The organism is Kitasatospora gansuensis, assembly GCF_014203705.1.
Classification (GTDB): Bacteria; Actinomycetota; Actinomycetes; order Streptomycetales; family Streptomycetaceae; genus Kitasatospora; species Kitasatospora gansuensis.
The window spans coordinates 4,671,080-4,691,594 of sequence record NZ_JACHJR010000001.1 but is presented as its reverse complement, the minus strand read 5'-3'; the positions used below and the strand labels follow the sequence as shown (position 1 = coordinate 4,691,594).

At 73.1% G+C, this 20,515-nt stretch carries 19 protein-coding genes; 7 read left to right on the top strand and 12 right to left on the bottom strand.

Annotated elements, in window-relative coordinates; translation table 11 throughout:
• Positions 1–24 precede the first annotated feature (24 nt).
• The 4 genes from F4556_RS20925 to F4556_RS20910 form a co-directional block, all read right to left on the bottom strand.
• The gene (locus F4556_RS20925; protein ID WP_184918435.1) at positions 25–612 is read right to left on the bottom strand and encodes a GNAT family N-acetyltransferase; all 588 of its coding nucleotides are present in this window, start codon (positions 610–612) and stop codon (positions 25–27) included.
• Between the two features lie 42 nt (positions 613–654).
• Complete coding sequence (locus F4556_RS20920) at positions 655–1,533, bottom strand: formylglycine-generating enzyme family protein (protein WP_313069230.1); 879 nt, start codon at positions 1,531–1,533, stop codon at positions 655–657.
• Between the two features lie 119 nt (positions 1,534–1,652).
• Complete coding sequence (locus tag F4556_RS20915) at positions 1,653–3,053, bottom strand: sulfatase family protein (RefSeq protein ID WP_313068420.1); 1,401 nt, start codon at positions 3,051–3,053, stop codon at positions 1,653–1,655.
• A 380-nt stretch (positions 3,054–3,433) separates the two neighbouring features.
• Positions 3,434–4,450, bottom strand: a complete 1,017-nt coding sequence (locus tag F4556_RS20910) for a zinc-dependent alcohol dehydrogenase family protein (RefSeq protein ID WP_184918430.1) — start codon at positions 4,448–4,450, stop codon at positions 3,434–3,436.
• Between the two features lie 128 nt (positions 4,451–4,578).
• Here F4556_RS20910 and F4556_RS20905 point away from each other — a divergent pair, with 128 nt between their 5' ends.
• Complete coding sequence (locus tag F4556_RS20905; protein WP_184918428.1) at positions 4,579–5,397, top strand: helix-turn-helix transcriptional regulator; 819 nt, start codon at positions 4,579–4,581, stop codon at positions 5,395–5,397.
• Between the two features lie 40 nt (positions 5,398–5,437).
• A complete protein-coding gene (locus F4556_RS20900) occupies positions 5,438–6,334 on the top strand; it encodes a hypothetical protein (protein ID WP_184918426.1) in 897 nt (298 codons plus the stop codon).
• Between the two features lie 4 nt (positions 6,335–6,338).
• On the opposite strand, the gene F4556_RS20895 is transcribed toward F4556_RS20900, so the two are convergent.
• Positions 6,339–6,740, bottom strand: coding sequence for a YccF domain-containing protein (locus F4556_RS20895; protein ID WP_184918424.1), 402 nt, complete (start codon positions 6,738–6,740; stop codon positions 6,339–6,341).
• Positions 6,741–7,126: 386 nt separating this feature from the next.
• Here F4556_RS20895 and F4556_RS20890 point away from each other — a divergent pair, with 386 nt between their 5' ends.
• The gene (locus F4556_RS20890) at positions 7,127–9,232 is read left to right on the top strand and encodes a right-handed parallel beta-helix repeat-containing protein (protein WP_184918422.1); all 2,106 of its coding nucleotides are present in this window, start codon (positions 7,127–7,129) and stop codon (positions 9,230–9,232) included.
• A gap of 98 nt (positions 9,233–9,330) precedes the next feature.
• Here the strand turns inward: F4556_RS20890 and F4556_RS39155 are convergent, their stop codons facing one another.
• Positions 9,331–10,017, bottom strand: a complete 687-nt coding sequence (locus tag F4556_RS39155; protein WP_184918420.1) for an AAA family ATPase — start codon at positions 10,015–10,017, stop codon at positions 9,331–9,333.
• A 175-nt stretch (positions 10,018–10,192) separates the two neighbouring features.
• Between F4556_RS39155 and F4556_RS20880 the strand changes: the two genes are divergently transcribed.
• The gene (locus F4556_RS20880) at positions 10,193–10,588 is read left to right on the top strand and encodes an SHOCT domain-containing protein (RefSeq protein WP_184918418.1); all 396 of its coding nucleotides are present in this window, start codon (positions 10,193–10,195) and stop codon (positions 10,586–10,588) included.
• Between the two features lie 35 nt (positions 10,589–10,623).
• Here F4556_RS20880 and F4556_RS20875 read toward each other — a convergent pair whose 3' ends face one another.
• Entirely contained in the window at positions 10,624–12,234 is a 1,611-nt protein-coding gene (locus F4556_RS20875) for a long-chain fatty acid--CoA ligase (RefSeq protein ID WP_184918415.1), read from the bottom strand.
• A gap of 241 nt (positions 12,235–12,475) precedes the next feature.
• Between F4556_RS20875 and F4556_RS20870 the strand changes: the two genes are divergently transcribed.
• Positions 12,476–13,711 (top strand): PucR family transcriptional regulator, encoded by a 1,236-nt coding sequence (locus F4556_RS20870; protein ID WP_184918413.1) that lies wholly within the window; start codon positions 12,476–12,478, stop codon positions 13,709–13,711.
• 2 nt (positions 13,712–13,713) lie between these two features.
• Here F4556_RS20870 and F4556_RS39150 read toward each other — a convergent pair whose 3' ends face one another.
• On the bottom strand, positions 13,714–14,430 hold the full coding sequence (locus tag F4556_RS39150; protein ID WP_184918411.1) for a helix-turn-helix domain-containing protein: 717 nt from the start codon (positions 14,428–14,430) through the stop codon (positions 13,714–13,716).
• Positions 14,431–14,551: 121 nt separating this feature from the next.
• Here F4556_RS39150 and F4556_RS20860 point away from each other — a divergent pair, with 121 nt between their 5' ends.
• Positions 14,552–15,484, top strand: coding sequence for a carbohydrate kinase family protein (locus F4556_RS20860; protein ID WP_184918409.1), 933 nt, complete (start codon positions 14,552–14,554; stop codon positions 15,482–15,484).
• On the opposite strand, the gene F4556_RS20855 is transcribed toward F4556_RS20860, so the two are convergent.
• Positions 15,477–15,737 (bottom strand): hypothetical protein, encoded by a 261-nt coding sequence (locus F4556_RS20855; RefSeq protein WP_246511053.1) that lies wholly within the window; start codon positions 15,735–15,737, stop codon positions 15,477–15,479. The two genes, F4556_RS20860 and F4556_RS20855, sit on opposite strands and share 8 nt — an antisense overlap.
• Positions 15,738–15,881: 144 nt before the next feature.
• On the opposite strand from F4556_RS20855, the gene F4556_RS20850 reads away from it, so the two are divergent.
• A complete protein-coding gene (locus tag F4556_RS20850) occupies positions 15,882–16,319 on the top strand; it encodes a DUF7144 family membrane protein (RefSeq protein WP_246511052.1) in 438 nt (145 codons plus the stop codon).
• 166 nt (positions 16,320–16,485) lie between these two features.
• Here the strand turns inward: F4556_RS20850 and htpX are convergent, their stop codons facing one another.
• The 3 genes from htpX to F4556_RS20835 all read right to left on the bottom strand — a co-directional run bounded on the left by htpX (position 16,486) and on the right by F4556_RS20835 (position 20,513).
• Complete coding sequence (gene htpX, locus F4556_RS20845; protein WP_184918405.1) at positions 16,486–17,352, bottom strand: zinc metalloprotease HtpX; 867 nt, start codon at positions 17,350–17,352, stop codon at positions 16,486–16,488.
• A gap of 105 nt (positions 17,353–17,457) precedes the next feature.
• Positions 17,458–18,951: an NADH-quinone oxidoreductase subunit N gene (locus F4556_RS20840; RefSeq protein WP_184918403.1), complete on the bottom strand. Its 1,494-nt coding sequence runs from the start codon at positions 18,949–18,951 to the stop codon at positions 17,458–17,460.
• 41 nt (positions 18,952–18,992) lie between these two features.
• The gene (locus F4556_RS20835) at positions 18,993–20,513 is read right to left on the bottom strand and encodes a complex I subunit 4 family protein (protein ID WP_184918401.1); all 1,521 of its coding nucleotides are present in this window, start codon (positions 20,511–20,513) and stop codon (positions 18,993–18,995) included.
• Between the last annotated feature and the right edge of the window lie 2 nt (positions 20,514–20,515).

The following is a 20,515-nucleotide window of genomic DNA, read 5'->3' as shown; positions in this document are numbered from 1 at the left end:
GCCCCTGTCTGCCGAAGCGTCTGCCTATGCGTCGGTGGCGAGGCGGGCGTGGAGGTGTTCGTCGTGGTAGTTGCCGTCGCCGAAGCAGTGGCTTTGGCGGAGGGTGCCCTCCAGGAGGTAGCCGGTTCGGGTGGCGACGTGGCAGGAGGCGGTGTTGCCGACGGCGTGGGCGAGTTCGATGCGGCGGACGTCGGCGGTGGTGAAGGCCCAGCGGGTGACGGTTTCGACGGCGCGGGTGGCGAGGCCGCGGCCGCGGGCGGCCGGGACCAGCCAGTAGCCGATCATCGCGAGGCCGTCGCCCCGGTCCGCCCAGCGGGTGGTGACGGTGCCGAGGAGTTGGTCGAAGTCGGGGTCGAGCAGTGCGAAGGAGGCCACCTCGCCGCGCTCCCAGGCGGCCGTCCGGCCGTTCAGCCAGCGTTCGGCGTGCAGCACGGTGGTGACCAGGAGCGGGTTCCAGAGGGATATCGCGGGGTCGTCGGCGAGTGCGGACAACTCCCGGGCCCGGCGCTCCGGTTCGCCGACCCGGCTCCACGGGCGGAGCGCGAAACCGTCCCCGGGCAGGTCGACGGGGGTGAAGGTCGGCAGGAAGTTCAGGGAACCGTCAGCGCTCATGACGAACTGTCTACCCGCTGCCGGACGGCCGCGCCAGCCTGTTCAGGCGGCGACCCGGAAGCCGATGTTGCCCGCCGAGCTGTCGGGGGTGTTGGAGCTGCGCGCGGCGACCCGGTAGCGGTTGCAGTACGAGTCGTGGCACATGTGCGAGCCGCCCCGCATCACCCGGCGGGTGCCGTCCGGCGGGCCGGCCGGGTGGTGGTGCGGGCCGGTGCGGTGGAAGTCGGGGCTGAACCAGTCGGCGCACCACTCCCAGACGTTGCCCGCCACGTTGTACAGGCCGTGCCCGTTGGGGCGGAAGGACTTCACGGGGGCGGTGCTCCGGTGGCCGTCGGCGGCGGTGTTCAGGGTCGGGAAGACGCCCTGCCAGATGTTGCACATGTGCCGTCCGCCGGGGGTGAGTTCGTCGCCCCACGGGTAGCGCTTCTGCTCCAGCCCGCCCCGCGCGGCGTACTCCCACTCGGCCTCGGTGGGCAGCCGGGTGCCGGACCAGGCGCAGTACGCCCGGGCGTCGTGCCAGGAGACGTGCACCACGGGGTGGTTCTGTCGGTCACCGGCTGTGGAGCCGGGGCCCTCGGGGCGTCGCCAGTCCGCGCCCGGCACCGCCCGCCACCACGGGACGCCCGCCACCGACTGTGCGGTGGCCGCCACGGCCGAGGCGAGGAAGCCCTCGAAGACGAAGCTGAACCCGAACCGCTCGGCCTCCGTGACGTACCCGGTGGCCTTCACGAAGCTGCCGAACTGCGCGTTGGTGACGGCGGTCGGCGAGATCCGGAACGGGCCGACCTCGACCTCACGGACCGGCCCCTCGCCGTCGGCCGGGAAGCCCACCGGGTCGTCGGTGCCCATCAGGAACCGTCCGCCGGGCAGCGCGAGCAGCCCCCGAGCGGTCCGCCCCGGAGCGGCGGTCAGGGTGAGCACAGCCGGTCCCGGCTCGGTCCGGCCCGGCGTGCAGCAGGACTTGGTCGGCTCGGTGCTCACGGCTGGTCGTCCTCTCGAAGGTGTCCCCCGGGCGGCGCGGCCCGGGGGACGGTGGTCGGTCAGAGCGCGCGGTCGGCCGCCAACTGGGCTGCCAGCGCCGGGATTCCGAGCGCCTGCTCCTGCTGCGGGGTGGCCTGGTGCAGCAGGTTCTGCAGCTGGTACGGGTCGCTCACCAGGTCGTAGTACTCCCGGAACAGCACCTGCCCGGTGCCGGTGACCGTCCCGTTGGCGTCGGTCTTCAGGTCGTAGTACTCGGTGTACTGCCGGTCGGTGCCGACGTACGAGGCCCAGGTGTCCGGCGTGCCGGCCCCGGCGCCCTGCTTCCACCACTCGACCAGCAGGTGGTCGCGGCGGTAGCCGGTGAGCAGCGAGCGGCCGTCCTGCGGGGTGTCCGGGACGATGCCGGCCGCGTCCAGGATGGTCGGGGCGATGTCGATGTTGGCGGCGATCCGGCTGTCGGTGGTGCCCGCGCCGAGACCGCCGGCGGGCCAGGAGAGGTAGAACGGCACCTGGTGGGACGGGGAGTACGGCACGGACTTCTTCAGCCAGCCGTGGTCGGCCCAGGTGTAGCCGTTGTCGCCGAGGTAGATGACCAGGGTGTTGTCGAGCTGGCCGAGCGCGGCCAGCTTGTCGTGGAACGCCTGCACCGCGTCGTCCACCGAGAGCAGCGTGCGGAGCTGACGCTGCCGCAGCGCCTGGGCGTCGGCCAGCGTGGCGGTGGCGTTGCGGATGTACGCGGGCTTGTCGCTCCGGTCGGCCTCGGGCACCGAGGGGCGGCCGTTCCAGGCCGGTACGGGGGTGTCGGCGTACTTGGCGGCCGGCTTGTTGGGCTCGTGCGAGGCGTACGGGGTGACGTAGGCGAACCACGGGCGGGTGTCGGTGGCCGCCTTGTCGAGGAAGGCCAGCGTGTGGTTCTTGATCACGTTGGTGGCGTAGCCGCTGATGGTGCGGACGGTGCCGTTGTCGTTGTAGTTGGCGTCCTGGTAGGACGGCTGGAGCAGCAGCCAGTCCTCGAAGTGCGGCGGATTGTCCGCCAGCGCCCAGGAGTTGAGGTACTTGCCGAACAGGCCCGTCCGGTAGCCCGCCTGGCTCAGGTAGCGCTGCACGGTGGTGTGCTGGTCCAGCGCGGCCGAGGCGCCGTTGTTGCGCACCCCGTGGTTGTGGGCGTACCGGCCGGAGAAGATCGAGGACCTGGACGGCGCGCAGAGCGGCGTCGCGACATGGCCGTTGGGGTACGTCACGCCCTGGCCGCCGAGCCAGGCGATGGTGTTCTGGATCGCCCAGTCGGTGTGCTTGGGCTGGTCGTCGGTGACGATCAGCAGGACGTTCGGGCGGGCGGCGGCCGGTGCGGCGGCGGCCGCGGTTCCGGCGGCCAGCGGGACCGCTCCGGCGGCGGCCACGGCGGCGGCTCCGGCGAGGAAGCCCCGCCGGCCGAATTCGGGACGGGTGTTCTCGGGCACCACGGAATTCCTTTCGGCGTCGGTGAACTCCGGTGTGCACGACAGGGCATGCCGAAATCAGCACCGGAGTCGGAGGAGAACGCGTGATCCCCGGGAGGGGGGAAAGGCACTCCCCGGGATTCACGGCAAGGGCGTCGTCGGCGCCGCGATCAGCGGCGACGAGCCGCGGAGATCACGCGGCGGCGCTACAGAGCCCGCTGGCCAGTCGGCCGAGATCGACGTGGCGGCGGGCAGCGAGGAACTCTCCGGCTGCCATGCAGGCGACCATAGGGGCTCTCCTCGGCGGCCCGCAACGGCATCCCGGACTGGACACACCGAATTCACGTGGGGCCATCGGAAACAACGAACCACCGTCCGCCGGAACGGAGTTCGGGCGGACGTCACCCGTGGCTGATCACCACCCGGCCGAAGGCGCCGCCCTCCTGCTGGTACCGGAAGGCCTCCGGGGCCTGGGCGAACGGGAACACCCGGTCCAGCACCGGCCGCACCCCGTGCACCTCCAACGCCCGGTTCAGCGCCGTGAACTGGGCCCGGCTGCCGACCGCGACGCTGCGCACCTGCACCCCCGAGGCGAACAGCAGCCGGGCGTCCACCGGCGGAGCGACGGGGGCCGCGCCGACCCGGTAGCCGACGTACGCCAGCTCGGCACCGATCCCGGCCGAGCGCAGCGACTGGTCCAGCGGCCCCGCGACGTGCACCACCTGCTCCACGCCCCGGCCGCCGGTGAGCTCGCGGACCCGCTGGTGCCAGTCCGGCTCGGCGGTCCGGTCGATCACCTCGTGGGCGCCGAGTTCCTTGAGCCGTACGGCCTTCGGCCCGCCCGAGGTGGTGGCGATCACCCGCACGCCGGCCAGCAGGGCCAGCTGCACCGCGGCCAGGCTGACCGCGCCGGTGCCGAGGGTGAGCACGGTCTCGCCGGGGAGCAGCGGGCGGCCGCCGGTGAGAGCGTTCCACGCCGTCAGCGCGGTGAGCGGCAGTGCGGTGGCCTCCTCGTACGACAGGTGACCGGGGATCCGTACCAACGCCTGTTCCGCGACCACCCGGTACTCGGTGAGCGCGCCGTCCAGCGAGGATCCCAGCTGGGCCGCCCGGTCCAGCCCGAACGGGCCGTCCAGCCAGTCCGGGAAGACCGTCAGCGCGACCCGGTCGCCGAGCCCGAAGGTCCTGACGGCCGGCCCGAGCGCGACCACCTCGCCGGCCCCCTCGCACCCGGCGACCACGTCCGGTACGACCGGCAGCGGGTAGTCGTCGGCCAGGATCAGCGCGTCCCGGAAGCTGACGGCGTTGGCGCGCATCCGCACCAGCACCTGGCCGGGGCCGGGCTCCGGCACGGCGTGCTCACGCAGCGTCAGGCCCGCGGATCCGGTACCGGCGCCGGTCACGTGGTAGCTCTTCATGGTTTCCGCTCCTCTGCTGTCTTCCTCGACGGGGTGACAGGAACGATCCTGCGCGAGCCGACGGGGCGTCACAATTCCGCGCAGGGAATGACCGTGCGGGGAGCGAGCGCGCGGGCTATAACCGTGCAGTGAGCACCGTTGCCGAACCAAGCCCCTTCCCCGCCGAGTTACGGCGCCGCCGGACCGAACGCAGGCTCAGCCAACTCGACCTCGCCCTGCGGGCGGGGACCACCCAGCGGCACCTGAGCTTCATGGAACGCGGCCGCTCCCGCCCCGGCCGGACGATGGTGATCCGGATCGCGGAATCCCTCGACCTGCCGCTGCGCGACCGCAACTCCCTGCTGCACGCGGCCGGTTACGCGCCCGTGTACCCCGAGTCCCGGCTGGACACCCCACTGCTCGGCCCGGTGCGGGAGGCGCTGGAGGTCATCCTGCGCGGCCACCTGCCCTACCCCGCGCTGGTGCTCCGCCCGTACGGCGAACTGGTCGCCGCGAACAGCGCCGTGGACCTGATCACCGAGGGCTGCTCGGCCGAACTCCTCGAACCCCCGGTCAACATGATCCGGCTGCTGCTGCACCCCGACGGCATGGCCCGCCGCGTGCTGAACCTCCCCGAGTGGGGCCGGCACGTCACCGAGAACATGCGCCGGGCGCTGGCGAACGGCGGCCACGATCCGCGCCTGGCCGCCTTCATCGCCGAGCTGGAGGGCTACCTGCCGCCCACCACCCCCGACCCGGAGCACCTCGGCTTCGCCGTCCCGCTCCGACTGGCCACCCCCGAGGGCGAGTTGCGGCTGATCACCACGATCACCTCGTTCGCCACCGCACTCGACGTCACCCTGGCCGAACTGCACCTGGAGGCGTTCCTGCCGGCCGACGAGGCCACCGCCACCATCCTCCGCGCCCGGGCCGGGTCCGGTCGAGGGTTCCGCTCGACGGGCGCATGACGGTACAACTGCCTCTCGGAGCAAGGGGGCGGGGACACACATGAGTGGACAGCGAGCGGGCCGGGCCCAACGGGTCAAGGAGTGGCTGCTGGGAGCCGGCCCGGCCGAGCCCGGGACGCTGGCCGACGCGCTCGGCCTGGCCGAGGACACTCCCGAGCTGCAGGGCCTGCGGCAGGCGGAGGGATCGCAGCTGGTCCGGATCGAGCACCTGCACACGGCTGCCCAGCACGCCTTCGAGCGGCGTACGCGCGTCGACGTGTGCCGGGCCCTGGAGCGAGCGGTGCGGGTCGCCCTCCGGGACGCCACCGACCCCGACCACCTGAAGGAGGAGGCCGACGCCGCCGCCCGCCAACTCGAAGCGGACGCGGCGCTGGCCGGCGGACGCGGTCTCAACACGGGCCTGGCCTTCGGCATCCTGCTCAGCCCGGTCGTCCTGGTCCTGGCCCTCGCCGTGGCCCGGGCGGTGCCACCGCTGCTGGGCGGCAGCCTCGGCTGCCCCGAGGAGCTCAGCCTGGTGTACGCCCTGGTCTGCTTCTCGGGCGGGGCGATGGGCTCGGTCCTCAGCGTCGTCATCCGGCTCCGCGACGCCTACCAGCTGATCCAGCGCGGCCCGCTCCGCGGCGCGACTCCCGGCCTGCCCGCCAACCCCGTGCAGCTGGCCCAGACCATGCGTCAGGAGGGCTGGTACCGGGTGGTGGTCGGCTGGTTCCTGGCCACCTCGCTCTTCCTGCTGATCAACGGCGGGGTTCTCACGCTGCTCACACCGCCCGCCGTCCCGGACGACCTCTGCGGCGCCACTCCGCTGACCGCGGCCGGGCACCAGGCAGTGATCAAGGGCTGGTTCTTCTGGAGCAGCGTCGGCTTCCTCGCCGGGCTCAACGAACGCTGGGCGTACGGCCTGCTGCGACGCGGGAACGAGCAGCAGCCGACCGGCTGAGACTTCAGCGGCCGCCGAACTTCTCGTCCGTGGAGACCACCTCGCGCCCGAGCGGCATCAGCGAGATCGGGATCATCTTGAGGTTCGCCCAGCCGAACGGGATCCCGATGATCGACAGGAACAGCGGGATGCTGGTCGCGATGTGAGCCAGCGCCAGCCACCACCCGGCGAACACCAGCCAGATCACGTTCCCGACGCAGGACGGCGCCCCGGCCCCCGGCTTCTCCACCGTGGTCCGCCCGAACGGCCACAGGATGTACCCGGCGATCCGGAACGACGCGATGCCGAACGGGATCGTGACGATGAGGACGCAGCAGACGATCCCGGCGATGGCGTAACCGAGGGCCATCCAGATGCCGCAGAAGATCAGCCAGAGCACGTTCAGGACGAAGTCGATCACCTTCATGACCCCCACCCTCCCACGAGCTGCCCCGCAATGTGTTCACAACCGTCACGGGCGAGTCCCGGAAAGCGCGGGCAATGACGCCACCGATTCGGGAAGTGCTGCTCCACTGAGCGAATACCTCTTGGTGGGGCGTGATTTCCCTGTGCCAGGATGTCCCCGGGATCGGGTGATCCCCGTTTCATTGCTCTGGGGGAATCATCAAGCTCCGCATAGGCGCCGTCGTCGGCGCCGCGCTGCTCGGTTCGCTCGCACTACCGGCCGTCTCCGGCCCGGCGAGCGCGGCAGCGACCGATCTGTACGTCAAGAAGTCCGACTCCCGCTGCACCGACCGCGGCAGCGGCACTCAGGACGCGCCGTACTGCACCATCCAGGCAGCCGCCGACGTCGTGCTGCCGGGCCAGACCGTGCACGTCGCCCGAGGCGACTACCCGGGCGGGCTGAAGCTCACCCACTCGGGTACCGCCGATGCACCCATCACGTTCCTGGCAGGGGAAGACACCCCGGGCAACTTCGACTTCGAGGCCGTACTCAACCCGACCGGAACGTCCGAGCCCGCCGTGTCCGTCTCCGGTGCCCGGCACCTGGTGCTGAACGGCTTCTCGATAGTCGGCAGCACGAAGCAGGCCGTGGTGATCGAGAACTCCTCGGACGTCACCCTGCTGCGCGGCCTGATCGGCAATGCGCAGGGTCCGGTGGTCCAGGTCACCGGCGACTCCAGCAAGGTCACGGTGGGCCGGTACCGGTTCCTCAACGGCCCGGGCCCGACGGTGCAGATCGACCCGGGCGTGCGGGGCGCCGTGGTGACCAGCAACTACTTCCACAACGACGCCACGTCGATCCTGGCCACCGACGCGCCCGGCACCGTGGTGGTCGCCAACACCATCCGCAGCGAGTGCCACCAGGGGATCGTGCTGGCCGGTGCCTCCCCGGGCTCGACCGTCGAGAACAACGAGGTCGAGGCGGCCGACCTCGACAGCTACACCGGCCAGGCCAAGCCCTGCCCCGCCGACGCCACCGACACCGGCATCACCGTGAGCCCGGGATCGACGGCCGGCACCAAGGTCGACTACAACGTGGTCAGCCCGCTCAGCGGCGGCCCCGCCTACAACTGGGCCGGCACCGCCTACACCACGCAGGCCGGCTTCACCTCGGCCACCGGCCAGGGCACGCACGACTTCGTGGCCGACCCCGCCGTCCCGTACAACGGACGCCCGGTCAGCCCGGTCATCGACTCGGCGGACGAGAACGCACCCGGCATGCTGCCGGTCGACGGCGGCGGGTTGCCCCCCGTGGACTACCCGTTCGTCGCCAACACCGGTACCGGCTCGGGCTTCCGCGATCGCGGTTCGAACGAGTTCCGGGAGTTCGGCAGCCTCTACACCCCGCTCGCGCCCCGGCGGCTGCTGGACACCCGCACCGACATCGGCGGCCACCCGGGTGCGGTCGGCGCAGGCGGGAACGTACACCTGAAGCTGCCCGCCGAGCTCAAGGGTGCCAAGGCCGTCACCATGAACGTCACGGTGACCGACCCGACCTCCGCCGGGTACCTGACGGTCCATCCGGACGGCGCCGACACCACCGGTATCTCCAACCTGAACTGGACGCCGGGCACCACGATCGCCAACCTGGTCACCGTGCCGGTGACCGACGACACGGTCTGGTTCCACGTCGGCGGCACCGCCGGGGACCCCGGCAGCGTGCAGCTCGTCGCGGACCTGCAGGGCTATTACGGCGAGCACGGCACCGCCTTCACCTCGGCCGGCCCGGCTCGGGTACTCGACACCCGGGACGGCGGTGGCGCCGCGTTGCAGCCGGGCCAGGTCCTCGACCTCCCGATCGCGGGCATCAAGGGCGTCCCGGCCAACGCCACCGCGGTGACGTTGAACATGACGGCCACCCAGTCCGCCGCTGCGGGCTACCTCACCGTCTTCCCGCACGGCACCCAGCGGCCCACCGCCTCCAACCTCAACTGGGCGCCCGGCCAGACCATCGCCAACCTGGTCACCGTGCCGGTGACCGACGGCAAGGTCAGCATCTACGCGGGCAGCGGCCAGGGCGGCGTCCACGTCGTCGCCGACGTGGCCGGCTACTACAGCCCCGACAGCTTCGGCACCTACCGGGCGGTCACCCCCCGTCGGCTGGCCGACACCCGGCAGGACGGGTCCGAGTACCCCATCCGGAAGGCCGCGAAGGTCGCCGCGGGCGGCACGCTGGATCTCGTCGTCGGCAACAGGCCGCAGCTCGGCGACCCGCGCCGGCCGGGCGCCGCCATCCTGAACGTGACGGTCACCAACCCGTCCGCTCCGGGCTTCCTGACGGTCTACCCGTACGGCACCGACCGGCCGCTCGCCTCGAACCTGAACTGGGTGACCGGCCAGACCATCCCGAACCAGGTCATCGTGCCGATCAAGAACGGCAAGATCTCGCTCTACAACGGCGGCGGGGGCGACGCCGACTTCGTCGTCGACGTCCTCGGCTACCAGACCTGGTAGCCACCGCTCCTCGGCCCATCGCTGCGGCAACTGCCCCGCGGCGATGGGCCGTTTGCGATTTCGGCCGGCGCCCGCTCGACCCGTGGGCCGGCGGTGCTTCAGGAGTGCAGGTCCGACTCGCTCAGTCGGCTGGGCACGTCAGGTGTCCCGAACGGCTCGAAGGCGAGCCGGGGCAGGCGGCCGCGGGAGGAGCGGTCGAAGAGGGTGACCGAGGCGGCTTCGGGGGCGGCGGCGGGGCCGAGGTCGTCGAGGGTCCGCAGGAGGTGGGCGAGGCCGCGGTCGTGCCGGGTGAAGGTGCGGGGCGGGGCCCAGCGGCCGCGGGCGCGTTGGCCTGCCAGGGCTTCGGTGGTGCCGACGTCGAGGACGATCAGGTGCAGTTCGCGGCCCCGGGCCCGGAGCAGGCGGGCCAGGTGGCGGCGCAGCCAGGAGCGGCTGCCGCAGTCGTGGACGAGCAGGTGGCCGCCGTCGCGCGCGGCGATGTGCAGCCGGCGGAAGTGCCGCAGGCGGGACCACGGGCGGTAGACCGCGTACGGGAGCCAGTCCGGCATGACTGCCTCGCAGGCGAGGTGGGTGGTGCGGGGGTCGATGACCGGGGCCGCGTCGGCCCAGTGGTGCAGGGCGGTGCTCTTGCCGCTGCCGGGCAGGCCGGAGACGACGACCACCGCGCCCGGCGGGTAGCGGAGGGCGGCGGGCAGCGGGCCGGTGCCCCGCAGGTCGACCACGCCGCGCGGGTGCAGATCGCTGGGCAGCGGCACCCGGGGGTCCGGTATGAGGTTGTGCCGCACGCGCTCGCCCCTCTTCCCTCACCAGTCACCGGCCACCGTCGGCGAATCGACCGACCGTCAGACGCCGTCGGCCATCGATCATCGCACGCACCGTCAGGCCGGGAACGCCCCCGGACGGCCCAACCTGCCACGGCTCCGCGCGCGGGGCGCCCGCGCAGTCACCAGTGTGGTTGGCATGGACGACTATCCGCTGCTCAATCTGTTCTGGACCATGATGTGGATCTTCCTCTGGGTCCTCTGGTTCTTCCTGCTCTTCAAGATCATCACGGATATCTTCCGCAGTCACGACATGGGCGGCTGGGGCAAGGCGGGCTGGCTGCTCTTCGTGATCGTGCTGCCCTATCTGGGTGTCCTGGTCTATCTGATCGCCCGGGGCAAGTCGATGACCCGCCGGGACACCGAACAGGCCCAGCAGGCCGACGCCGCCTTCAAGGAGTACATCCGGAACGCGGCCTCGGCCCCGGGCGGCAGCGGCGGGGTCGACGAGCTCGCCAAGCTCGCCGCGCTCAAGGAGCAGGGCGCCCTCACCGAGGAGGAGTACCGGAAGGCCAAGGAGAAGCTGCTCACCTGACCGCTGCCGACGGCCGCTGACCGAGGACCCCTCGGTCAGCGGCCGTCGAGCACGGTGACGTCCAGTTCGCCCGCCCGGTAGCGGGCCCGCAGCTCCTTCTTGTCGAACTTGCCCACCCCGGTCTTCGGGATCTCGGCCAGCACCGCCCAGCGCTCCGGCAGTTGCCAGCGGGCGATCCGCTCGCCGAGGAAGACCGCCAGCTCGGCCGGTGCCACCGGCTCGGTCAACACCACGGCGGCCAGCGGGCGTTCGTCCCAACGCCGGTCCGGTACGCCGATCACGGCGGCCTCCCGGACAGCGGGGTGGGCCATCAGCTGGTTCTCCAGCTCGACCGAGGAGATCCACTCCCCGCCGGACTTGATCACGTCCTTGGCCCGGTCGGTGAGCCGCAGGAAACCGTCGGCGGTCAGGGTGCCGAGGTCGCCGGTGCGCAGCCAGCCGTCCCGGAAGCTGTCGGGCGCCTCCACCAGGTGGTACGAGCCGGTCACCCACGGGCCGCTGACCTCCAACTCGCCCACCGTGACGCCGTCCTGGGGCAGCACGGTGCCGTCCTCGGCGGTCAGCCGCAGCCGTACCCCGGCCGGCGGGCGGCCCGCCGAGTTCCGGTACGGCCACTGCTGCTCGGCGGTCCTGGCGTACTGCGGCGGCCGGGCCACCGTGCCCAGCGGGGAGGTCTCGGTCATCCCCCAGGCGGCGAGCACCCGGACGCCGTGCCGCTCCTCGAAGCCGGTCATCAGCGCGGGCGGGCAGGCCGCGCCGCCGACCAGCACCTCGCGCAGCGAGGAGACGTCCCCGCCCTCGGCGTCCAGGTGGGCGAGCAGCGCGGCCCAGACGGTCGGGACGGCCCCGGCCGTGGTCGGGCGTTCGGCCGCGATGAACGCGGCCAGCGGAGCGGCCTGCAGGTACCGGCCGGGCAGCAGCAGCGAACTGCCCGCCAGGAAGGCCGCGTACGGCAGGCCCCAGGCCATCGCGTGGAACATCGGGACCACCACCAGCGCCCGGTCGGCGTCGGACAGGCCGAGCGCCTCGGGCAGGCAGACCTGCATCGAGTGCAGGTAGACCGAGCGGTGCGAGTAGACCACGCCCTTGGGGTCGCCGGTGGTGCCGGAGGTGTAGCAGAGCGCCGCCGCCGAGTCCTCGTCCGGCTCGGGCCAGTCGAACCGCTCCGGGGCCGTGGCCAGCAGCGCTTCGTAGTCGTGCACCAGCACGCCGGGCAGGGAGGGGAGTTCGGCCGCGCCGACCACCACGACGTGCTCGATCGAGGGGGCGGCCGGCAGCACCGGGAGCAGGTCGGCGGAGACGATCACCACCCGGTCCTCGGCGTGCCGGGCGATGTGCGCGAGCTGGTCGGCGGGCAGCCGGAGGTTGAGGGTGTGCAGGACGGCGCCCATCGCCGGGACGGCCAGGTACGCCTCCAGGTGCTCCTGCTGGTTCCACATCAAGGTGGCGACCCGCTGGTCACCGTCCACGCCGAGCGCGCGCAGCGCCCCGGCCAGCCGGGCGGCCCGGGCGGCGGTCGCGGCGTAGCTGGTGCGCCGGGCCGTGGCCCCGGTCCAGGTGACCGCCTCGCTGCGGCCGTGCACGGTGGCGCCGTGCCGCAGCAGGGTGGTGACGTTCAGCTGGTGCCGCTGCATGGTGCTGAGCACGCGGGTCTCCTGTCCGAAGGGTGGGGTGGTCAGGCATCACAGCACCCGGCCGCCCGGCCGGAGAAGCGTCCGGCGGCAATCCGCTGCACCTCCCCAACTCGCGCCCGGCCCGGTTGGGCACCCGCACAGTCCGGCGGACGGTTCACTGCGGAGGGGTATCGGCGCCGAGCCTTCCGTGCCACGCTGACCTGCCGCGCAGCCCTCGGCGGACGCGCCGCGGACGACAGCGAAGGAGAGCGGGATGGATGCTCGGGCCACAACCGCCGACCCCGGCCGCTCCGAGGCGATCCGGATCGTCGGCCTGGTGCAGGGGCCGCTGACCGCCGGGTTCCCGGCCGTGGCGCACCAGTTGACCGCCGAGATCCTGCGCCAGGACACCGCGTACGCGGAGCTGGTGCCGCCCGCCGAGCTGCGGGCCCGGATCCAGCACAACCTCTGCCAGGCGCTCGCCGCGCTGCTCGACCACGCCCAGGGGCGGGCCATCGACCTGGCCGACGCCACCCTGACCGGCCGCCGCCGGGCCGAACAGGGGCTGCCGCTGGCCTCGTTGCTGCACGCCTACCGCCGGGGCGGCCGGCTGATGTGGCTGCGGGTGACCGAGCTGGTCAAGGCCGACCACCCCGGGGCGCTGCCCGAACTGCTGCCGCTGGCGGCCGACCTGTGGGACGTACTGGACCAGATCTGCGACGCCGTCACCGAGTCGTACCGCAGCGCCGCGGCTGCTCGGGCGGCCCGGGACCAGGACCGGCGCAACGCGCTGCTCGACACCCTGCTGGACGGCTCCGGCGTGGCCACCGGCTCGATCCCGGAGGCGGTCTCCCGGCTCGGCCTGCCCGAGCGCGGCCGCTACGCGGTGGCCGTGCTGCGCCCGCTGCCTGGTGGGTTCCATCAACCACGAGCAGGGCAGGGGCAGTTGACTGCCGAGCAGAACGGGCCCCGGCTGCTCTGGCGGATCCACGCCGACCGCGAGGTGGCGCTGGTCCAGCTGCTCAGCCACGAACCGGCCGAGCTGGGGCGGCAGTTGGCCCACCAGCCGGCCCGGGTCGGGATCAGCCCGGTGGTCGGCTCGCTGGCCGACGTCGGACGGGCCCGCTGGCTGGCCGAGATCGCGCTGCAGACCTGCACCGGCGACGGTCCCGAACTGGCCCACCTGGACGACCGGTTGCCCGCCGCCCTGCTGGTCGCGCAGCCCGACCTGGCCCAGCGGCTGACCCGGCTGCTCGCCCCGGTGCTCGCGCTCCCGCACGCCGAGCGGCACTCGCTGCTCGACACCCTGGCCGCCTGGCTGGACTCCGGCGGCTCGGCCACCACCGCCGCCGACCGCCTCTACTGCCACCGCAACACCGTGCTGAACCGGATCCGCCGCCTGGAGCAGCTCACCCACCGCACCCTGGGCGAGCCCGCCCATATCGTCGAACTCGCCCTCGCCCTCACGGCGTTCCGCACCGGCGTCGGCCTGCCGCCCGAGTCCAGCTGACCTCAGCGCCCGCGCGCCGCCAGCTCCACCGCCGTGCGCGAGGCGGTCAGCCCCGGCAGCGTACGCAGGTCGGCGCCGGTCAGCTGCTGCCAGCGGTCGAGGCGGCGGCCCAGGAGGTCGGGGTGCAGCCGCAGGGCGCGGGCGGCGGTGTCCACCGCGAAGCCGTGATCGGCGAACGCCCGTACCGCGTCGGCCAGATGGGGGAAGGTCCGGGCGGTGGCGACGGCGGGGGCGAGCAGCGGGTCGAGCCGGCCGTCCCCGGCCGCGGTCGTGGTCAGCGGCCAGAGGTCCTGATAGCGCCACAGCCCGGCCCGGCCACCCGCCAGCGCGGCCGCCGCCCGGGCATCCCGCAGCGTCTCCCGCGCGGCGTCCGGACCGATCCGGAGCAGCCCGGCCGCCAGGCAGTCCGCCCCGAGGGCCGCCGCGACCTCCGACTCCGGGACCCCCTGGGTGAGGATCAGCAGCCCCTCGGGGCCCTCCCCCACCGCACAACGCCCCGGCAGCCGGTCCAGCCGCTCCTGCGCCTCCGCCGCGTACGGCGCGGCCCAGCCCTGAAAGCCCTCGTCCGGGTCGAGTCCGGCCGCCTCGGCCGCCGCCCGCAGCGCCTCAGCGGACACCGCTCCACAGGCCAGCCGCACCAGCCACGGCCGGGCCGCCGACCGGCCGGCCAGCTCCCGTACCGCCGCCAGCAGCTCGGCCAGCAGCTCGCCCTCCCCCACCACACCCACCTCCCGCCCCAGGAGCGGCCAGCGTAGCCGCCGCACTCCCCGGCAACCAGCGCGATCGGTACGGTGAAGGTCGTCCGCGACCCTCCTCACCCGCACCGGAGCCTGACGGTCCATGACCTCCACCCCGTCCACCCCGTCCTTCCTCGTCGTCGGCGAGAGCGTGGCCGACATCGTCCGCACCCCCGGGCAGCCGGACGTCCCGCACCCGGGCGGCAGCCCGGCCAACGTGGCGTACGGGCTGGCCCGGCTGGGCCGCCGGGTCGCGCTACTCACCCAGCTCGGGGCGGACGAGGTGGGCGGGTTGATCACCGCGCACCTGCGGTCGGCCGGGGTGGAGCTGCTGACCGACGGTCAGACCGGGGTGCGGACGCCGACCGCGATCGTCACGCTCGATCCGGACGGCAAGGCCGGGTACGCGTTCGACATCCACTGGTCGCTGCGGCCGGTGGAGCCGCCGGTCCCGGCCGATCACGTGCACCTGGGCTCGATCGCGGCCGTCCTGCCGCCCGGCGCGGAGGCCGCGCTCGGGCTGGTGCAGCGGCTCCGGCCGGGTGCCTCGGTCAGCTACGACCCGAACGTCCGGCCCGCCCTGTTCGGCGCGCCGGACGGGGCGCCGGCCCGGGTCGAGCGCTGCGTGGCGCTCAGCGATCTGGTGAAGGCCAGCGACGAGGACGTGGCCTGGCTCTACCCGGGGTGGTCGGAGCAGCGGGTGGCGGAGCACTGGCTCGGTCTCGGCCCCGGGCTGGTCCTGATCACCCGGGGCGGCGCCGGGGCAGCCGCCTTCACCCGGTACGGCACCGCCCAGGAACCCGCCGTACCGGCGGCCGTGGTCGACACCGTCGGCGCGGGTGACTCCTTCATGGCGGCCGTCCTGGACGCGCTGGCCACCTGCGGCCTGCTCGGCGCGGGCGCCCGCCCGGCCCTCGCCGCGCTCGCCCCGGACGTCCTGGCCGAGCTGCTCCGGCACGCCGGCCGGGCCGCCGCGATCACCGTCTCCCGGGCCGGGGCCAACCCGCCGACCGGAGCCGAGCTGCGCTTCAGCTGACCGGCATCGGCCACTCGGCGCCGTCGATCTCCAGCACGCAGGCCGGGCCCTCAGGGCCGACCCGGACCGAGAACGGCCGGGGCGGGTCGTCCGGCAGCGCGTCCCGTACCGTCCACGGGCCGCCGCCGTGGACGCGCTGCAGGCCGACCTCCTTGCCGTCCACCAGCAGCTCGATCTCGGTGTGCAGACCGCGCCGGAGGTTGACGGTGACCGAGTGGTTGCCGTGGTCCCGGTGGAAACGGTGCTCGTTCATGCTGACCCCTCTCCATGCCACCCTCATCGTCTCCCCGCGCCGGTCGGCCGTCCATCTGCCGCTCCGTCCGAAATGCCGGATACTGACCTGCCTCACATACTTGGACAAACTGGTACACCGTCAGTTGGTCCACAGGAGGCAGTCATGGCCCAGGCATCCGGCCCGCTCTACGACCCGTCAGGTCCCGTCCCGGTCTCGGGCGGGGGCCGCCGGAACAGCGGCGCCGTCACCGGCCTGGTGCTGTTCGCCGGGGTGATGATGCTGATCGACGGCGTGCTGGGGATCTTCCAGGGCATCGTCGCGATCGCCAAGGACGACGTCTACCTGACCACCCCGAACTACGTCTTCCAGTTCAGCCTGACCACCTGGGGCTGGATCCACCTGGCGATGGGCATCGTGCTCGCGGTGGTCGGCTTCGGCGTGCTCACGGGCGCCGCCTGGGCCCGGGTGATCGGCATCGCGCTGGTCTCGGTCAATCTGCTGCTGAACTTCCTCTTCCTGCCCTACTACCCGCTCTGGTCCCTGATCGCGATCGCCCTGAACGCCTTCGTCATCTGGGCCCTCTGCACCTACCGGGACTAAGACCGACCGGCAATTGGTGGGCGGGGGAAGGAGCGGCGGTGGGGTGCGTGCCTCGGCGGCGCCGAGGAGGAAGTCCATGCGGAGCATCGGCGACCGACGAGAAGCCGGCGAGGTGCGTGCCCCGGCGCCGCGACGCCGCCCACCAATTGCCGGTCGGTCTAAGCCGTCACGGCAGCCGGTGGCCGGCCATCCGCTCCAGGCGGGCGATGCGTTCGGCCATCGGCGGGTGGGTGGTGAAGAGGCGGGTGCCGCTCTCGCCGGTGCGGAACGGGCTGGCGATCATCATGTGGCTGGCGGTCTTGAGGCGGGGCTCGGGGGGCAGCGGGAGGCGTTGGGTGCCGGTCTCGAGTTTGCGCAGGGCGCTGGCCAGGGCGAGCGGGTCGCCGGTGATCCGGGCTCCGTCGGCGTCGGCCTGGTACTCCCGGGAGCGGCTGACGGCCAGTTGGATCAGGGTGGCGGCGAGCGGGCCGAGGATCATGATCGCGAGCATCCCGAACAGGCCGGGCCCGTCGTCGTCCTCGCTCCGGCCGAACGGGACCAGCCAGGCGAAGTTCACCAGGAACATCACCACCGTGGCCAGCGCCCCGGCCACCGAGGAGATCAGGATGTCCCGGTTGTACACGTGGCTGAGCTCGTGGCCGAGCACCCCGCGCAGCTCCCGCTCGTCGAGCAGCCGCAGGATGCCGTCGGTGCAGCAGACCGCCGCGTTCCGCGGGTTCCGCCCGGTGGCGAAGGCGTTCGGGGCCGGGGTGGGCGAGATGTACAGCCGGGGCATCGGCTGCCGGGCCGAGGTGGAGAGCTCGCGGACGATCCGGTACAGCCGGGGTTGCTCGATCTCGCTGACCGGGCGGGCCCGCATCGCCCGCAGGGCGAGCTTGTCGCTGTTCCAGTACGCGTAGGCGTTGGTGCCGAGGGCGACGAGCAGCGCGAGCACGAAGCCCGTCCGGCCGAAGAAGCTGCCGATCACCAGGATCAGCGCCGACAGCCCGCCGAGCAGTGCAGCCGTCCTCAACCCGTTGTGCTGCCGGTGCACGCAGGCCCTCCAAGTGGTGCGGTGGGAAGCCTTCTGAGCTCGTCCCTCTGCCAGGATCAACGGCAGGACGAGGCGGCTTCGTTCCCGGCACCGGCGGGAGTGGGGTCAGAAGAGCGAGCCCGAGACCACCTGGAGCACCAGCTGCGGGGCCACCGAGAGCACCGCGGCGACCCCGGCGGTGAGCCCCAGGGTGGCCGTCAGCGGGCCCGGGATCCGGGTCCGGACGGCGTCCTCGGCGGGGGCGAAGAGCTTCGCCGTCCAGGCCAGGTAGTAGTAGAGCGCGACCACCACGTTGGCCGCCATCACCACCGCCAGCCAGCCGAGACCGGCGTCCACCGCCGCGCGGAAGACCACCACCTTGCCGAACAGGCCGACCACGCCCGGCGGCAGCCCGGCCAGGCAGAGCAGGAAGAAGGCCAGCGCCAGCGCGGTCCAGCGGTTCCGGGCGAACAGGCCCTGGTAGTCGTCCAGCCGGGAGTGCCCGGTGGCGGCGACCGCCGCGAAGGCGCCGAGGTTCACCACGCCGTAGACCAGCGCGTACGCCACGGTGGCCCCGACCGGGCGGCCGGAGTCGGCGTACCCGGCGGCGGCCAGCGGCACCAGCAGGTAGCCGGCCTGGCTGACGGAGGACCAGGCGAGCAGGCGCACCGCGCTGTTGGGGGCGGCGGCCCGCTGGCGCAGCGCGGCGACGTTCCCGGCGGTCATGGTGACGGCGGCGAGCACCGCGAGCACCAGGCCCCAGGTGTGCCCGTACGGGCGGAACGCCACGGTGGTGACCAGCGCGAGCCCGGCCAGGCCGGCCGCCTTTCCAACCACCGAGAGGTAGCCCGCGACCGGCACCGGGGCGCCGACGTAGGTGTCCGGCACCCAGAAGTGGAACGGGACGGCGGCGGTCTTGAAGGCGAACCCGACCAGGGTCAGCACCGCCCCGGCCTCGGCCAGGTGGCGCAGCTGCGCGGGGGCCGTGGTGAGCGCGTCGGCGATCGCCGACAGGTGCAGGGTGCCGGTCGCGGCGTAGACGAAGCTGACGCCGAGCAGCATCACGGCGGTGGCGGTGACCGAGGAGAGGAAGAACTTGAGCGCGGCCTCCGCGCCCCGGCCGTCCCGGCGCAGCGCGACCAGCGCGAAGGCGGGCAGCGAGGCCACCTCCAGCGCGACCACCAGGGTGGCCAGGTCCCGCGAGGCGGGCAGCAGGGCGGCCCCGGCGGCGCTGCTGAGCAGCAGGAACCAGAACTCACCGCCGGGCAACCGGTCCTCGGCCACGGTGTGCACCGAGAGCAGCGCGGCGATCAGCGCGCCGCCGAGCGCGAGCAGCTGGAACGCGAGCGTGAAGTGGTCCACCACGTACGAGCAGCCCGCGCCGGAGACGCAGAAGGTCGAGCGCGGGTCGCCGAGCGCGAGCGGAAGCAGCGAAGCGAGCGCCAGGGTCAGGCCGCCGATCGCGAGCCAGGACAGCGCCTTCTTCTGACTCCCCTTCAGGAACAGGTCGGCAACCAGCACCACCAGACCGGCCAGCGCGGCGATCAGCGGCGGCGCGATGGCCACCCAGTCGACGGACTGGACCAGGCCGCCCGGGTCGGCGACGGCGAGAGGAGTCATGGCGGGCTGCCCCAGAAGGAGTGGAGTGGAGGCGAGCAAGGTCAGCCACCTCCGAGCAGGTGCTTGACGGCCGGGTCGGAGAGGCCGAGCAGCAGTGCGGGCCAGAGCCCGGCGACCACGGTGAGCGCGGCGAGCGGGGTCCAGCTGACGGCCTCGTACGCCTGAAGGTCGGTCAGCTCGGGTCCGGTCTGCCGAGGGTCACCCATGCAGACCCGCTTGACCACCACCAGCAGGTAGCCGGCGGTGAGCAGGGTGCCGAGGCCGGCCAGCACCAGGTAGGTGAGGAAGGCCGGACGGGAGAGCCCGGCGGCCGGGTCGAAGGCGCCGTACATGGCGAGCAGTTCGCCCCAGAAGCCGGCCAGGCCCGGCAGGCCGAGGCTGGCCACGGCGGCGAAGGCGAGCAGCCCGCCGATCCGCGGTGCCCGGCCGTAGAGGGCGGCGCCGGTGGCACCGGCGAGGGTGTCCAGGTCGGCGGTGCCGTAGCGGTCCTTGACCGCGCCGACCAGGAAGAACAGCAGGCCGGTGATCAGGCCGTGGCCGATGTTGGCGAACAGCGCGCCGTTCACCCCGCTCGGGGTGAGCGAGGCGATGCCGAGCAGCACGAAGCCCATGTGGCCGACCGAGGAGTACGCGATCAGCCGCTTGAGGTCGCCCTTGGCGCCGGGCCTGGCGAGCGCCAGGCAGGCCAGCGAGCCGTAGACGATGCCGACGGCGGCCAGCGCGCCGAGGTACGGGGCCAGCGTGGCGGTGCCGTCCGGGACCACCGGGAGCAGCACCCGGACCAGGCCGTAGGTGCCCATCTTGAGCAGCACGCCGGCCAGCAGCACCGAGCCGACGGTGGGCGCGGCGGTGTGCGCGTCCGGCAGCCAGCTGTGCAGCGGGAAGGCCGGGGCCTTCACCGCCAGGCCGAGCATGATCGCCAGCGCGGCGGTCACCTGGGTGGCGTGGGTGAGGCCGCTGCCGTGCGCGGTGGCCAGCTGCGTCAGGTCGAAGGTGCCGGCCTGACTGCCGATCAGCAGGAAGCCGAGCAGCATCACGGCGGAGCCGAGCAGCGTGTACAGGATGAACCGGTTGGCGGCGGGCACCTTGGCGCCGCTGCCCCAACGGGCGATCAGGAAGTACATCGGGATCAGCACGATCTCGAAGGCCAGGAAGAACAGCACCAGGTCGAGCACCACGAAGGTGGCGAGCATGCCGACCTCGAGCAGCAGCACCAGGCCGGTGAAGGCCCGCGCGCCGGGCCCGGCCGGGAGCTTCCGGGTCGAGTACACCGCGCAGAGGAAGGTGAGCAGCGCGGTCAGCACCAGCAGCGGCAGCGAGATGCCGTCCACCCCGAGGTGGAACCGGACGCCGATGGCGGGGATCCAGCTCGCGTCGGTGACGGCCTGCATCCGGCCCGGCGCGGAGTGGTCGAACCAGGCGGCCAGCGCGATGGTGCCCGCCAGCACAGCGCCGGTGACCCCGACGCCGAGGCGGAGCGCGGCGCGCTCGCCGAGCGGGGCCAGGGTCAGCGCGGCGCCCAGCAGCGGCAGGGCCAGGAGAGCGATGAGGAGCACGTTCACGA